Source organism: Pseudoduganella sp. S-14 (assembly GCF_049913285.1).
Classification (GTDB): Bacteria; Pseudomonadota; Gammaproteobacteria; order Burkholderiales; family Burkholderiaceae_D; genus Rugamonas.
In genome coordinates, this window is record NZ_CP183991.1 from 1,035,269 (window position 1) to 1,049,002 (window position 13,734).

Sequence of the window (13,734 nt, forward strand, 5' to 3'; positions counted from 1 at the left end):
CGTCGTCAGCTTTGCAGTGCTTAAGCTACTTGAACACCGAAAAGTCCGGTCGTGCGGTATGATTCCAGACTGCAACACCTATTTCAAGGATATCAAGTAGTGGATTTGTTCGCGCTCGACGAAGAGCTGGCCCTGTGGGAAGCAGAATTGCCTTTTGCTGAGGGCGAACGCCGCCTGAAATTGCTCTCCCGGCTGGCCTGGCACCTGCGGCAGCGCGATGGTGTGCGTTCGGCGCAACTTGTCGCAGAAGCAACTCCGCTTGCCCATCTTTTGCCGGCGGCGGAAAGGCGTGTGCTGGCAGCGCGCTGGGAACTGGTAAAGGCTGAAAACTGTTGGCTCGCGGGCCAGCTCGACGCTGCCATCGCCATCGCCGAACGCGCCATGCTGGAATTTGCCCGCCACAATGACCGGCTGGGTGCTGCCGACACCCATAGCCTGCTGGCCTGGGTCGCAGTCGACCGCGGCGACTCGGCCGGCTGCGACAACGAGCTGGCGCTGGCCATTGCAGATGCCCGCGCCTCCGGCGACGCCATGCGCATCGATATTTTCGAGAGCCTGGCAGCGCTGTTCAGCGTGTTTCGCAATGCGCCGGCCGCCAACGAGCGCTGGAGCAAGCGCTTTGCGATCGACTTGGCGGGCCGCCATCCGGTGGTCGCGGGATCGATTTCGGATTATCTCGGCACGGCGGCATTTCAGGCGGCGGAGTTCGGCCGCGCCATCAGGCACCTGATCGCGGCATTTGAAGCGGCCCTGGTCTCCGGCCAGGTGCGCCGCGCCGTGATCCTCGCCACCAATATCGGCAACGCCTTCACGCGCCTGAATGCGCACGACGCCGCGCTGGAATGGATGCAGCGCGGGCTGGAGCTGGCGCGGCCGACCGGCTGGCCAATGTGCATCGGCCTGAGCCAGATGCAGTCGGCTGAAACGCTGCGCCACCTCGGCCAGCGGCCGGCGGCAAAAGCGCTGCTGCGCGACGCGCTGCAGATGCTGGCTCCCTTGTCCGGCTCGCGCGCCTTCGTCATGGCGCTGGAATACCAGGGCGACCTGGCGCTGGATCTTGGCGACAATGAAGCGGCGCTGGCTAGCTTTCGCGAACTGGAACTGCGCGGCCACGCCCTGGCGCAGAGCGATTTCCATCGTTGCGCGCGGCGCGGCCAGGCGCATGCGCTGGCGGGGCTGGGGCGAATGGAGGAGGCGCAGGCCGCCGCCAGGTCGGCGCTGGCGCTGGCGCGCGAGCTGAACGACCCGTTCAGCCAGATCGCGGCCTTGCGCGTTCTGGCCGATATCCACGCCGGCAACGCGATGTCCGTGCTGCAGTACCTGCGCGAGGCCTTGATGATTGCCGCCACCATCGACGGCTATATCGTTCCCGGCGAACTGCTCGATGCCGTGGCGCGCGAATATGCGGCCGTTGGCGACTTCGCGCGCGCTTATGAGTTTTCGCTGCAGGCCAATGCGGCGCGCGACCGCAGCAACAGCCAGGAAGCGACCAACCGCGCCATTGCAATGCAGGTTCAGCACCAGACCGAGCGCGATCGACAGCTTGCCGCCGCCGAGGCGCAGCGCGCGGAGGTGCTGGCCCAGACCAGCGCCACGCTGAGCCACCTGTCCGCGATTGGCCAGGAAATCACTGCGCAACTCGATGCCTCGGCCGTGTTCCGCGCGCTGGACCGGCACGTGCACGGCCTGCTCGATTCGACTCACTTCTCGATCTTCCTGCTGGAGACGGACGGCGATTTCCTGCATTGCGCGTTTGGCGTGGAAATGGGCTTGCCGCTGCCGCCGACGCGCATCGCGCTGTCCGATCCGCATTTCAACACGGCGCGCTGCGTGCGCGAGCGCGATGAAATCCTGATCGAAATCGAAGACAAGTCCGACACGCCCAACCTGATCCCCGGCACCCTGCCGACACTCACGCTGCTGTTTGCGCCGCTGATGATCGGCGAGCGCGTGCTGGGCGTCATGACGGTGCAGTCGATGCTGCCGCACGCTTACGGTGAGCGAGAGCGCCTGATTTTCCGCACCCTGTGCGCTTACGGCGCCATCGCGCTGGACAACGCCGCCGCGCAGGCGCAACTGCTGGAAAAGAATCTCGAACTGGAGCGCGCCTACAAGGCGCTGGAGGAGGTGAGCCTGACCGACCAGTTGACCGGCTTGCGCAATCGCCGCTTCTTCCTGCAGCACGTGGAGTCGGACGTGGCACTCAGCCTGCGCGGCTACGACGGGCCGGCCTCGGGAACCGAGGCTGTGGCCGACCGCGATCTGGTGTTTTACATGGTGGACCTGGACCACTTCAAGGAAGTCAACGACTGTCACGGCCATGCTGCCGGCGATTCGGTGCTGGTGCAGATGAAGGACCGCCTGCGCGAAGTGTTCCGCGAGTCGGACTACCTGGTGCGCTGGGGCGGCGAAGAATTCCTGGTGCTGGCGCGCGCTACCGATCGCAGCGGCGCGCATGTGGTGGCGGAGCGCATCCGCCAGGCAGTGTCGTCGCGTGAATTCGTCCTGCCGGATGGCACGCGGCTGGCGCGCACTTGCTCGATCGGCTTTGCCTGCTATCCCTTCCTGCCTTCGCACCCGCGCCTGATGTCCTGGTCGCAGGTGGTGGAGCTGGCAGACCTGGGGCTGTACATTTCCAAGCATTCCGGGCGCGACGCCTGGACTGCCGTGCATGCGACCGAGGCGGCGCAGCCGGAAGAATTGTTCCCACGCCTGGTGCACCAGCTTGGCCGATGTATCGAGCGCGGCGAAGCGCGCATCGTGACCAGCCTTGGCGAGCGCACTATAATCACCCAATGAGCACACATCGCTGTTCCTGGGCCAATCCAAACAATCCACGCTATATCGCCTACCACGACCAGGAGTGGGGCGTCCCATGCCGCGACGAACTGCGCCTGTTCGAGATGCTGAATCTCGAAGGCGCGCAGGCGGGCCTGAGCTGGGAGACGATCCTCAACAAGCGCGACAACTATCGCGCGGCGTTCGATGGCTGGGACGCGCGCAAGATTGCTGACTATGACGAGGCGAAGGTCGAGCAGCTGCTGTCCGATCCCGGGATCGTGCGCAACCGGCTCAAGGTCAATGCCGCCATCACCAATGCGCGTGCCTACCTGCGCCTGCTGGAAGAGGGCGGCAGCCTGTCTTCGCTGCTATGGGGCTTTGTCGACGGCAAGCCGATCGTGAATCGCATCACAGCGCAGGGCGAGCGCCCGGCGCGCACGGAACTGTCCGACAGGATTTCCAAGGACCTCGCCAGGCGCGGTTTCAAGTTTGTCGGATCGACGATCATTTATGCCTACATGCAGGGGATCGGGATGGTGAACGACCATGACCTCGCATGCTTCCGATACAAGGAGTGCCAGCACGGTGGCTGATTCGCGCCACGTCGTCCTCGACACCGCGTTTGGCAGCGGCGCCCAGTTCCTCGCAACCCTCGCCCGCCACCGACCCGAGGCTGGCGGCGCCGGCGCTAGCCATCTGCATTATCTCGCGATCGTGCCTGCCGTTCCGGGTCTGTCCACGCTTGCCGCGCTGGCGCAGGCCGTGCCCGCCCTGGCGGCGCAGTGGCCGGTCGACGTCCCCGGCCTGCACCGCCTGCACCTGCCTGCGGAACGCCTGACGCTCGACCTGCTCGCCGGTCCTGCAGAAGCCTGGCTGCCCGAAATCGTGGCCCGTGTCGACGAGTTCATTATCGACCGGCCGCTGGAGCACATCCGCGCCCTGCAACGCCTCGCAGCGCCCGCATCCACGCTGCGCATCCGCCGGCCCAACGAACATGCGCTGCGCTCCCTGCGCGCCGCCGGCTTCACCGTCACCGGCGAACCTGAAGGCGAGTGGCAACGTGCCGCCTACACCAGCCTCAAGCCCCAGCCGCCGCGCGCCCCATCGCCCGAGCGCCGCGCCATCATTGTCGGTGCAGGCGTGGCAGGCAGCGCCGCCTGCGAACGCCTGGCAGCCCGCGGCTGGCAGCTTACCCTGATCGAACGCCACGGCGCCCCTGCGCAGGAAGCTTCCGGCAACCGCGCCGGCATCTTCATGCCTTTGCTGTCGAAAGACGACAATATTCCGACCCGCCTGGCGCGCGCGGCGTACCTGTACGCGCAGCGCGCCTGGCAGCACCTGGGCGGCCTCGATCCGCAGGCACCAGGCCCCGATGCTGAAACAGGTGCAATCCGCGGCAACCAGTGCGGCGTGCTGCAACTGGCGCGCGATGCCGAACACGCGCTGCTGCAAAAGGAAGTCGTCGACACCTGGCGCTACCCGGAGCAATACGTGCGTTGGCTCGATGCGCAAGAGGCAAGCGCCATGCTCGGCGCACCGACGCCCCACGGGGCCTGGTATTTCCCCCAGGGAGGCTGGGCGACGCCGGCCACCGCCTGCCGCGCCATGCTGCAAGCCTGCGGCGACAAGCTGCGCCGGATTTTCCACACCGAAGCGCTGCGTATCGAGCGCGCGCAAGACGAGTGGCGCGTAAGCGATGCCCAAGGCCAGCTGCTTGCCGCGGCGCCGACGGTCGTGCTGGCGAACGGCGCCGGCGCGAGAGCGCTCGAGCAGGCCAGTGAGCTGCCGCTCTACACCATGCGCGGCCAGGTCACCCACCTGGAGCAAGGCAGCTTTCCCAGCCTCAAGCTGGTGGTCTGCCGCGAAGCCTATATGACGCCGCCGGTGGACGGCATTGTTTGCGTCGGCGCCACCTACGACAAGTCCACCGAGCGCCAGCTGTGGCAATCGAGCCAGGTTGAAAACCTGCTGCGCGCGGAAGAAATCCTCGGCAGCCCGCACGGTGCAGGCGCCCCGCTGCAAGGCCGGGTAGGGTTCCGCACCATGGCCCCGGACCGCCTGCCGCTGGTGGGCCCGCTGCCCGACAGCGCCAGCGGGGCCCGCACCGAACGCCTGCGCGACTTGCCGCGCCACGCGGGCCTCCATGCCTTGCTCGGCTACGCCAGCCGGGGCTTGATCTGGGCCCCGCTCGCAGCGGAAATCCTGGCCTGTCAACTGGAAGACGAACCCCTTCCCATCGAAGCAACACTGGCCGCCGCACTGGACCCCGGACGCTTCCTGCTCAAGCAGCGCCGCAAGCTATAATGGCCTCCTATCCAATGGCTGGAGAATCCATGGAAGACCGCGCCGGCTCGCCAGAGCTGTTCATGTTCCTCGCCTCCACGGTGCACGACATGAAGAATTCCATCAGCGTGCTGACCGGCACGCTGGAGAACCTGCTTGTGCAGGCAGGAGATTCCGGGCAAGACAATCCAGCCTATCCGCAGATGGCGCAAATGCTGTACCAGTCCAAGCGCCTGAACGATCACCTGATCCAGCTACTAGCGCTCTACAAGGAAGTCGGCCGCCCCAATTATCCTTTCGATCCGGCTCCGGTGCAGGTCAGTGAGCTGGTCGACCAGCTGGTGGCCCAGCAGCGCGTGCTGCTGCAATCGAAGGGCATCCAGCTCGACATCGAATCCCCGTCCGGCCTGATCTGGACCCTGGACGAAGACCTGGTACTAGGCCTGCTGGCGCACGCAATCAACAACGCCGTGCGCTACACGCGCGACCGCATCGCCCTCACCATCCGCGAAGACGATGGCTTCATGGAGGCCCGGGTGGAAGACAACGGCGCCGGCTTCCCGTCCAATATGCTGGAAGCGGGCCAGGTGACAGGGCAGGGCATCAACTTCCTGGCTAACAGCAGCGGCCTTGGCCTCTACTTCGCCAGCGAAGTAGCCAAGTCCCACAAGCACCGCCAGCGCCAGGGCAGCATCGCGCTGGAAAACGGCGGCGCGCTGGGCGGCGGCTGTTTCATCCTGCGCTTGCCATGAATGCGCCTGCCGTCAGCACGCCTGTCGCAACGGCGCCGGAAAAAGAACCGGGCGTCAACTGGGCCGACAAGCGCTACCTGATCGTGGACGACTTTGTCGGCGTGCGACAGTTGCTGCGCGAAGCCTTGCGCAGCCTGGGTGCGCGCCACATCGACCAGGCATCGAGCGGCGGCGAGGCGATCGGACTGCTGGCGCGCATCCAGTACGACGTCATCCTGTGCGATTTCAACCTCGGCGAAGGCAAGAGCGGCCAGCACGTGCTGGAAGAAGCCCGCATCCGCGGCCTGCTGATGCCAAGCTGCGTATGGTTGATGGTGTCCGCCGAGAAGAGCGTGGAGGCCGTGATGGGCGCCGCCGAGCACCAGCCAGACGCCTACCTGATCAAGCCGATCACCGAAGGCGTGCTCCTCACCCGCCTGAACCGCGCCTGGCAGAAGAAGCAGGTATTCCAGGACATCGACCAGGCCTACCTGGAAAAAGACTACCTGCGCGCCGCCCGCTTGTGCGCCGAAGCGGCCGGCCGCAACAAGCTGCATGAGGTCGACTTGATGCGCATGCGCGCCACCTTGCTGCTGAAAGCCGGCGAGACCGAGCAGGCGCGCCTTGTTTACGAAAAGGTTCTGCAGGAACGCGACTTCAACTGGGCCCGTACCGGCGTCGGCAAGATCCGCATGTCCAATGGCGAGAACGAGGCCGCGCGCCAGATGTTCCAGGGCGTGATCGCCGAGAACCGTTTTTACCTGGATGCATACGACCAGCTGGCCAAGTCGCTGCAGAACATGGGCCGCATCGAGGAAAGCTGCGAGGTACTGGAACGCGCAGCCAGGATGTCGCCCAATTCGGTGCCGCGCCAGCGCGCGCTGGGCACGACAGCGCTCAAGCTGGGCAATATCGCGCTGGCCGAGCGGGCTTTCCGCAAGTGCCTGCAGATCGGCGAATACTCCATCATGAAGACCGTGGATGCCTACTTCGGCCTGGCGCGCGTGCTGGGCCAGAAGAACGACGCCAAGGAAGCCTTGCTGCTGCTGGCCGCGGCCCAGCGCGACTTTTCCGGCGGCATGGTGGAACTGCGCTCCAAGATCACCGAGGGCCTGGTGTACCACGAGAGCGGCGATTACCGGCGCGCGCGCAAGTCCGGCGATGAACTGGAAACCATGCTGAAGCAAGACAGCGAGCGGCCCGACACCGCAACCTGCCTGGAAATGGCGACCCTGCTGTTTGCCGTCGGCGTAAAGGATGCGCCGGTGGAGTTGCTGTGCTACGTGGTGCGCAACAACGACGAAAACACCGTGATCCATGATGAAGTGCAGCGCATCTTCGACAAGGCGCGCATGGGCGACGAAGGCGCAGCCCTGATCAACACGGCGCGCAAGGAAGCATCGGAGATGATGAACAAGGGCGTGCTGCTGTGGAAGACCGACAAGCTCGATGACGCAGTCGAATGGATGCGCGAAGCGCGTCGCAGCCTGCCGGACAATATGCGGATCCTGTTCAACTCCGCCCAGATCCTGATCTCCCACATGCAGGCCAAGGACTATAACGACGCCCTGATGGCCGAAGCGAATGATGTCTTGATGCACGTTGACCGGATTGCACCGGGCCAGCAGCGCTTTGCGCAGTTAATCGAGCAGTTGCAGAAGTTGATCCCCGGCCGGATGTCGGCGGAAGAAATCGAAGCCGAGCTGACGGCCGCCATGAAAGACGACCACGACAAGGAGTGATCCATGCGCGATATCGCCAAAGAGGTCTATAACAAGATGAAGGTGGGGGCTGCCGCCTGGATTCGTCCAGTCAGCGCCAAGGGCGACACCATCGAATCCTTCCAGTCCGCGCATGATGCGGCCAAGGCCCTGGAAGACGAAGGCTTGATCAATATCATGAAGGTCCAGCGCGATGAAGATGGCCTGATCGAGGCCATCCGCATCCAGAAGCTGAATTAAGGCTTGGCGGCCTTCGTGGCGCGCTTGCTTGCCGGCTTGCGCGCTGCCGGTTTGGCGACAGGCAAGCTGGCGTCATGTGCGGCGCCGTTCTTTGCTTCTGCCGGCTTGCCGGCCGGGTCGGGAGCCATCGCCGTGCTGACGGCTTGCGCAAACTGCTCTTGCAGCAGGTTCCACCATGCGGCAGGGTTGGCCATCTGGTTGGCGGCGGCACTGGCAGTGTCGTGAGCGGCGGGCTTGGCATCGGCCGGTTTTTCGGCCGGCTTGGCGGCGTCGCCGGCAGGCTTGTCCGCTGGCCTGGCTGCCGCAGCGGCGGCCGGCTTGGCAAACGGATCGTTGTGCGGCGCCTGCTGTACGGCGGCGGCCAGCGATTGACCCATCGACTTCAACGCCGCGATGGTGCCGCGCTGGACTTCCAGCGCCTGGATGCTCGAGCGCAGCATGGTGGCGTTCAGGTTGAGCCAGGACTCGACCGCTTTCAGTTCGCTGATTTTCTTGTCCAGGTCATCCACCGACAGCGTCGGCGCGGCGATGCCGGGAAGGCTGATGCCTGGCACACCCATGCTTCCCCACAGGGATTTTACGAAGTCCAGCGTATCCGTCATCACTGCAGCGCCGGGGATGTGGGGCATTTGTGGATTGCTCATATTGGGTCTCCAAGGGTAGGTTGTTTAGCGTAGCACACAGCTCTCCCAGACAGCAACGAGCAGCAGCACGGCGACGCAAGCGCCGCTGGCCAGCAGCGGGGAAAGGTGCAGCACGATCGACAGGACGCCCAGCGCCAGCAGCAGCGCGATGCCGAGCAAATGGGACAGCGGCGGCCAGGCGCGCGTATGCGCCAGCCATTTGAACACGGCGGTGCCGCACAGGAACAGCAGCGGGCCGCCGATGATGGCGGCCAGCGCTGCCGGGCTGCCATGCTGGGGATGGCTCAGCACCAGCTCATCGCCGACGGCGCCGACGATGATGCCGGCCACGATGGGAATGTGCAGGTAGGTGTAGTTGTTGCGCGCATGGCGGCCCGGGGTTTGCGAATGCACGATGCGGTGGTGCCCCTGTTCCAGCCCATGGTCGAAATACAGCCACCACATCAGGATCGAGCCAACGACTGCCAGCAGGAAGGCCAATACGGTAAGCGGATCGAAGTCCAGGTCGGCAAACGTGGCGCCAGTCACCAGCAGCGATTCGCCGAGCGCGATGATGACGAACAGCGCACAGCGTTCGGCCATGTGGCTGCCGTCCACGTTCCAGTCGGCCAGGGTGGAGCGGCCCAGTCCAGGCACGAAATAGAACATGACCGGCCCCAGCATGTCGATCGCCAGTGCGCCGAGCCACCATCCCAGGCGCGAAGCCGGCTCCGCCAGGCCGCCGGCAAGCCATAGCGCGCCGCTGGCGCCAAGCCACAATGTAATGCGCACGAAATTGCAGCGCAGCGCGGCATCTTCGCCGCGGCTGGCCGCCAGCATCGCCAGCGTGCGGCCCACCTGCTGCACCAGGATCGAGGCGCCGAACAGCCAGCCCATGTCGGTGAAGGCGCGCGGAATCGAGACCGACATCAGCAGGCCGGCCACCAGCAGCGCAAACAGGGCGGCGCGCACGGATTTCTTGTCCGGGTCAAACCAGTTGGTGGCCCAGACCGTGTAGATCCACACCCACCACGTCGCCATGAACAGCAGGCCGACTTGCAGCGCGCCTTGCGCATCGAGCTTTTTCAGCAGGGTGTGGGATAGCTGGGTGACGGCAAACACGAACACAAGATCGAAGAACAGTTCGACCATGCCGACCTTGCCGGAATCGGCCTGGCCGCGCTGGCGCAAAAGGGACATCGGGACTCCTTGTCAGAATATCCAGGAAATTATGCCATTGCGCGTGCTGTCAGCGGAATCGGGGGCCGGCACGTTAAACTAGCGACCATGACGATCGTTTCTTTTCCACGCCACCCACGCCGCATCATTGCCATTTGCGCAGCCACCGTGGCACTGCATTTCATGACGATCAACTGGGTCAGCGGCCGCATTGGCGCAGCGGCGCGCGAACGCGATGCTGAAAAAAACGTCATCAGCGCGGAGTTGCGCCTGGCGCCACCGCCGCCTGAACCAGTCGCTCCGGAGCCGGTCCAAGCGCCGCCGCCGAAGCCCAAGCCGAAACCGAAGCCACCCAAGCCCGCGCCGCCTGCGCCTGAAGAAGCGGCACCAGCCGCCAACAGCGCGCCGGCCGACGCAGGACAAGTCCCGGCTGGGGAGCCGGAGGCGGCTGCGCCGGACGGCCAATCGGGCGCTGCGCCCGCCACGCCTGCCGTAGAATCCGCGCAGCCGCAGCCTGAAGCCGCGCCGCCAGCCAGCGTCCAGCGCTGGAAAGTTGCGCTGCCGCCGTCGGCCAGATTCGAACTGGATGTCAGGCGCAAGGATGCGGACGGCACCAACTGGAGCGGCTCGGCCAATATTGGCTGGGAGACCGATGGCGCCACTTACAAGGCGACGCAGGAAGTCGGCATCAGCCTGCTGATTGCGCGCGTCAAGCTGCTGGAGGTGAGCAGCGAAGGCACGATCAACGAAACGGGCATCGCCCCGGCGAAATTCACCGAGAAGCGCCGCAACCGATCGGCCACCGCTACCCACTTCAACCAGCTGGAACAAAAGATCACCTTCTCCGCCAGCGAGCGCAGCGTGCCACTGGCGGCGGGAGCGCAGGACCGCGCCACGGTGCTGTTCCAGCTGGCCGGCATCGGCCGCGCGGACGTCAACCAGTTCGGCAAGCCGATGGACATCCTGGTCGGCGAAGACCGCAATGCCCAGCTCTACAGCTTCCTGCTGGTCGGCGAAGATGAACTGGAAACCCAGTTGGGCAAGCTGATCACCTGGCACCTGGCGCGCCCGCCCAAGCCCGGCAGCTACAGCGCCAGGCTCGATATCTGGCTGGCGCCCAGCCTTGACTGGTACCCGGTGCAGATCCGCAATACGGAAAGCAACGGCGCCGTCACCACCCAAACCGTCACCCGCATCATCAAGTAAGGAAGCAACCATGCGCAGTACCCTGATTACCCTGGCATTAGCCCTCGCAGCCACCACCGCCAGCGCCGCCAAATCCGATTACCCGGTCGCCAGGCGCGCCACCAGCCTGCCGCCGTCGGCTGACCTGAGCTACGCGGTCAAGGGCAGCAACCATGGCTTCCCCTTGCTGGGCGCCGGCACCATCGCCTGGCGCCAGGGCGACGGCAGCTATTCCCTGTATACCGAAGCGCGTTCCAGCCTGTTCGGCAAAGTGCTCGAGCAGCGCAGCGAAGGCACGCTGGACGGCTACGGCCTGGCGCCCGCCAGCTTTTACGAGAAACGCTTCCGCAAAGACCCCACCACGACCCGCTTCGACCGCGACGCGCGCCGTATCGAATTCGAAGACGGCAAGGTGAGTTACGCCATCCGCGGCGGCGAGCAGGATCGCAGCAGCGTGACCTTCCAGCTGGCGATCCTGGCCCGCGCCACCCCGGAGAAATTCACGCCGGGCAGCGAATGGACCTTCTTCGTGGCCGGCCGCCGCGACGGCGAACCCTGGACTTTCCGCGTGGTCGGCACGGAAACCATGGAAAGCGCCACCCTCGGCGAACAGAAGGTGCTGCACTTCAGCCGCAAGCAGGTCGGCGGCCACGAGCAGCAGGCCGACCTGTGGCTGGCCCCCGACCTCGACTGGTACCCGGCGCGCATCCTGTTGAAGGAAGAAGACGGCGATTCCTTCGAGCAAGTCCTAGAGAAAGTCAACCGAAAATAGCCACACCCGGCCTGTTATACTTGCACCCTCAAAGTCGGGGTCAGGTCTGGCAATCCGCCATTCTTTTCGCATAGCGAAATTTGTGGCGGATTGCCAGACCTGACCCCGGTTTTAATTACTGGAGCGCAATGATTGATTTGATGGCAAGTGCGGCCTTGGCCGACACCAACCCGACTGAGCAAGAGCAGCAGGACGCCCTGCAGGCCCACTTCCAGCCCCACATTTCCGCCGACGAGATCGAGCAGGTCTATCACCTGAAGCGCGCCCAGCCGCTGTTGCAGGTGTTCACCGCTTTGTTCCACGGCGGCTTCGAGGGGGTGCTGGTGCGCCTGCTCGTCTTGCGTGAGCTTGCCAATGATGCAACTTCGTCGGCGTTTTCGCGCGCCGATATCAACACGCGCCTGGCTTACCTGCTGCCGGAAAGCCTGGAAACTGTGCTGAACCGCCTGCGCTCCAACGGCCTGCTGGCTTGGGATGCGCAGCAATCGGTCTACCGCGTGACGCCGATGGCGCGCAATGTGCTGGCCGCGATCGACAGCCTGCTGGCCCTGGCCGCTCCGGAGGACGACGATGCCGAAATGGGCTTCCTGCTGTCGCAGGTGGCCGGCGCCCAGGCCGTGGGCGGGATCACCACCGAGCAGCTGCAGCACCTGCTGGGCCGCCTGGTCGACCTGACCGAAGAATTCCGCGACGCCATCGCGTCCGGTTCCGAATTCCGCCTGCGCGAATCGCAGGCAAAGTGGCACCAGGCCTGCGACTGGGTCGAGAAGGGCTCCCAGATCCTGCGTGCCATCACCACTGACGAAAATGCGGACAGCGCCACCCACCGCGCCGCGCAAGCCATCGGCCGTGCCCAGTCGCAGCTGCTGAACATGCAGGGCATGTTCTCGCGCGCGCTGAACCAGATCGAGCGCCAGCGCGTGCACCTGGGCCAGTCCGGCCTTTCCACTACCGACATCAAACGCTGGCTGCTGGCCCATGAGGACCTGTCTTCGCTGGCGAATGATGCGATCGACCAACCGGTGAAGCCGCTGTTCATCACGCCTGCCGAGATGATCGACGTCGCCGAGACAGAATTAATGACAGAACGTGCCAATAACAATGGGCTGAACGGCCTGCCTGCCGGCCAGGATGCGCCGACCACGATCAACGACAGCCCAGCGATGCAGAAGGAGCTGGACGACTGGCTGGCCCGCCTGTCCGACTTCGCGCAGCTGAACAATTTCCCTTCGGTGGCCGAGGAGTCGCCGCGCGAAGTGAAGGTGCACGAGGCGCTGCTGCCGGCCTCCTTCGCCCTGGCGTCCTACCGCGCCTCGATGCTGCCGCTCTTGGGCGACGAGGCCGAGGCGTCGATGCAGGGCACCACTGCCGACCTGGCGCGCCTGCCGGTGCGCTTCTCACCGCAGGACGAAATGGTGCAGCTGCCCGACCTGGAGGTCGCCGCCATGTCCCTGGCCGCGCTGACCCTCGAATTAGACAAAGAAAGTCCGAAGTCCGATGAGTGACGATACCCAAATCCTGATCGCGCGCCTGGTGGCGCACCAGACCTTGCGCCGCGACGACAAGATGGTCAAGCGCGCGCTGTCGGACGAGTTGTTCCGCGCCGAAGTCGATGCGCGCCTGGCCGCCTGCGGCATGAAGCTGCTCGATAACGTCTACGCCGACCACGTCACGCTGGCCCTGCACCGCAATATCGAGCCGAAGGTCTTCGGCGCGCGCGACACCTGGCAGAACAACAATTTCGGCCTGGCGCGCGACGGCGTGGCCTTGCTGGTGGTGCTGTGGGCGCTGATCATCCTGCCCAAGCGCGAACGCCAGGAAACCCACCAGGCGGCGGACGACGACCAGAACGATATGTTCGGCACCGAGAAGCCGGTGCCGCGCGCGGAAGATACCTCGATCGGCATCCCGTACAAGGCGCTGCTGGCCGACTTCGGCGACAAGCTGGGCAAGAAGACCCGCATGGACATGAACCTCGGCATCCTGGGCAAGCTCGGTTTCATCGAGCGCCGCGGCGAGATCATCGTCGAAGGCCCGCTGCTGGACCTGCTGATGGATACCGACCTGCTGAAAGAGCGCATCATCAACGGCGCCCTGGCTGACGTGTTCAAGCGCGCGCCGGCGCAGATCGTGCACATCCCGCGCGAAGTGCTGGCCGCCGCCAACGACGCCGAGCCGCAGCAAGCGGCCAACGAAGAAACCCCGACGGAAGAATAAGC

At 65.1% G+C, this 13,734-nt stretch carries 12 protein-coding genes; 10 read left to right on the plus strand and 2 right to left on the minus strand.

The features are described 5' to 3' along the window. The first annotated feature begins 99 nt into the window (after positions 1-99). The 6 genes from ACN9MZ_RS04820 to ACN9MZ_RS04845 are packed head-to-tail and all read left to right on the plus strand — an operon-like array spanning position 100 to position 7,756. A complete protein-coding gene (locus tag ACN9MZ_RS04820; RefSeq protein WP_426341123.1) occupies positions 100-2,799 on the plus strand; it encodes a diguanylate cyclase in 2,700 nt (899 codons plus the stop codon). Continuing rightward, positions 2,796-3,374, plus strand: coding sequence for a DNA-3-methyladenine glycosylase I (locus tag ACN9MZ_RS04825; RefSeq protein WP_426341124.1), 579 nt, complete (start codon positions 2,796-2,798; stop codon positions 3,372-3,374). The genes ACN9MZ_RS04820 and ACN9MZ_RS04825 overlap by 4 nt, the downstream gene beginning before the upstream one ends. Further along, positions 3,328-5,085, plus strand: a complete 1,758-nt coding sequence (gene mnmC / locus ACN9MZ_RS04830; protein WP_426341125.1) for an FAD-dependent 5-carboxymethylaminomethyl-2-thiouridine(34) oxidoreductase MnmC — start codon at positions 3,328-3,330, stop codon at positions 5,083-5,085. Before ACN9MZ_RS04825 ends, mnmC begins: the two co-directional genes overlap by 47 nt. A gap of 29 nt (positions 5,086-5,114) precedes the next feature. Continuing rightward, positions 5,115-5,816: a sensor histidine kinase gene (locus tag ACN9MZ_RS04835; protein ID WP_426341126.1), complete on the plus strand. Its 702-nt coding sequence runs from the start codon at positions 5,115-5,117 to the stop codon at positions 5,814-5,816. Beyond that, positions 5,813-7,537, plus strand: a complete 1,725-nt coding sequence (locus ACN9MZ_RS04840) for a response regulator (protein ID WP_426341127.1) — start codon at positions 5,813-5,815, stop codon at positions 7,535-7,537. The genes ACN9MZ_RS04835 and ACN9MZ_RS04840 overlap by 4 nt, the downstream gene beginning before the upstream one ends. A gap of 3 nt (positions 7,538-7,540) precedes the next feature. Then, positions 7,541-7,756, plus strand: coding sequence for a hypothetical protein (locus ACN9MZ_RS04845; RefSeq protein WP_426341128.1), 216 nt, complete (start codon positions 7,541-7,543; stop codon positions 7,754-7,756). Here the strand turns inward: ACN9MZ_RS04845 and ACN9MZ_RS04850 are convergent. Both ACN9MZ_RS04850 and ACN9MZ_RS04855 read right to left on the minus strand, forming a co-directional pair. Continuing rightward, positions 7,753-8,400: a PhaM family polyhydroxyalkanoate granule multifunctional regulatory protein gene (locus tag ACN9MZ_RS04850; protein ID WP_426341129.1), complete on the minus strand. Its 648-nt coding sequence runs from the start codon at positions 8,398-8,400 to the stop codon at positions 7,753-7,755. The two genes, ACN9MZ_RS04845 and ACN9MZ_RS04850, sit on opposite strands and share 4 nt — an antisense overlap. Before the next feature lie 24 nt (positions 8,401-8,424). Continuing rightward, a complete protein-coding gene (locus ACN9MZ_RS04855; RefSeq protein ID WP_426341130.1) occupies positions 8,425-9,579 on the minus strand; it encodes a low temperature requirement protein A in 1,155 nt (384 codons plus the stop codon). A gap of 87 nt (positions 9,580-9,666) precedes the next feature. Between ACN9MZ_RS04855 and ACN9MZ_RS04860 the strand changes: the two genes are divergently transcribed. The 4 genes from ACN9MZ_RS04860 to ACN9MZ_RS04875 all read left to right on the plus strand — a co-directional run bounded on the left by ACN9MZ_RS04860 (position 9,667) and on the right by ACN9MZ_RS04875 (position 13,732). Further along, positions 9,667-10,764: a DUF3108 domain-containing protein gene (locus ACN9MZ_RS04860; RefSeq protein ID WP_426341131.1), complete on the plus strand. Its 1,098-nt coding sequence runs from the start codon at positions 9,667-9,669 to the stop codon at positions 10,762-10,764. Positions 10,765-10,774: 10 nt separating this feature from the next. Then, positions 10,775-11,515 (plus strand): DUF3108 domain-containing protein, encoded by a 741-nt coding sequence (locus tag ACN9MZ_RS04865; RefSeq protein ID WP_426341132.1) that lies wholly within the window; start codon positions 10,775-10,777, stop codon positions 11,513-11,515. Between the two features lie 128 nt (positions 11,516-11,643). Next, positions 11,644-13,020 carry a hypothetical protein gene (locus tag ACN9MZ_RS04870; protein ID WP_426341133.1) on the plus strand — a complete coding sequence of 459 codons (1,377 nt, stop codon included), beginning with the start codon at positions 11,644-11,646 and terminating at the stop codon, positions 13,018-13,020. Next, positions 13,013-13,732 (plus strand): hypothetical protein, encoded by a 720-nt coding sequence (locus ACN9MZ_RS04875; protein ID WP_426168060.1) that lies wholly within the window; start codon positions 13,013-13,015, stop codon positions 13,730-13,732. The genes ACN9MZ_RS04870 and ACN9MZ_RS04875 overlap by 8 nt, the downstream gene beginning before the upstream one ends. Positions 13,733-13,734 lie beyond the last annotated feature (2 nt).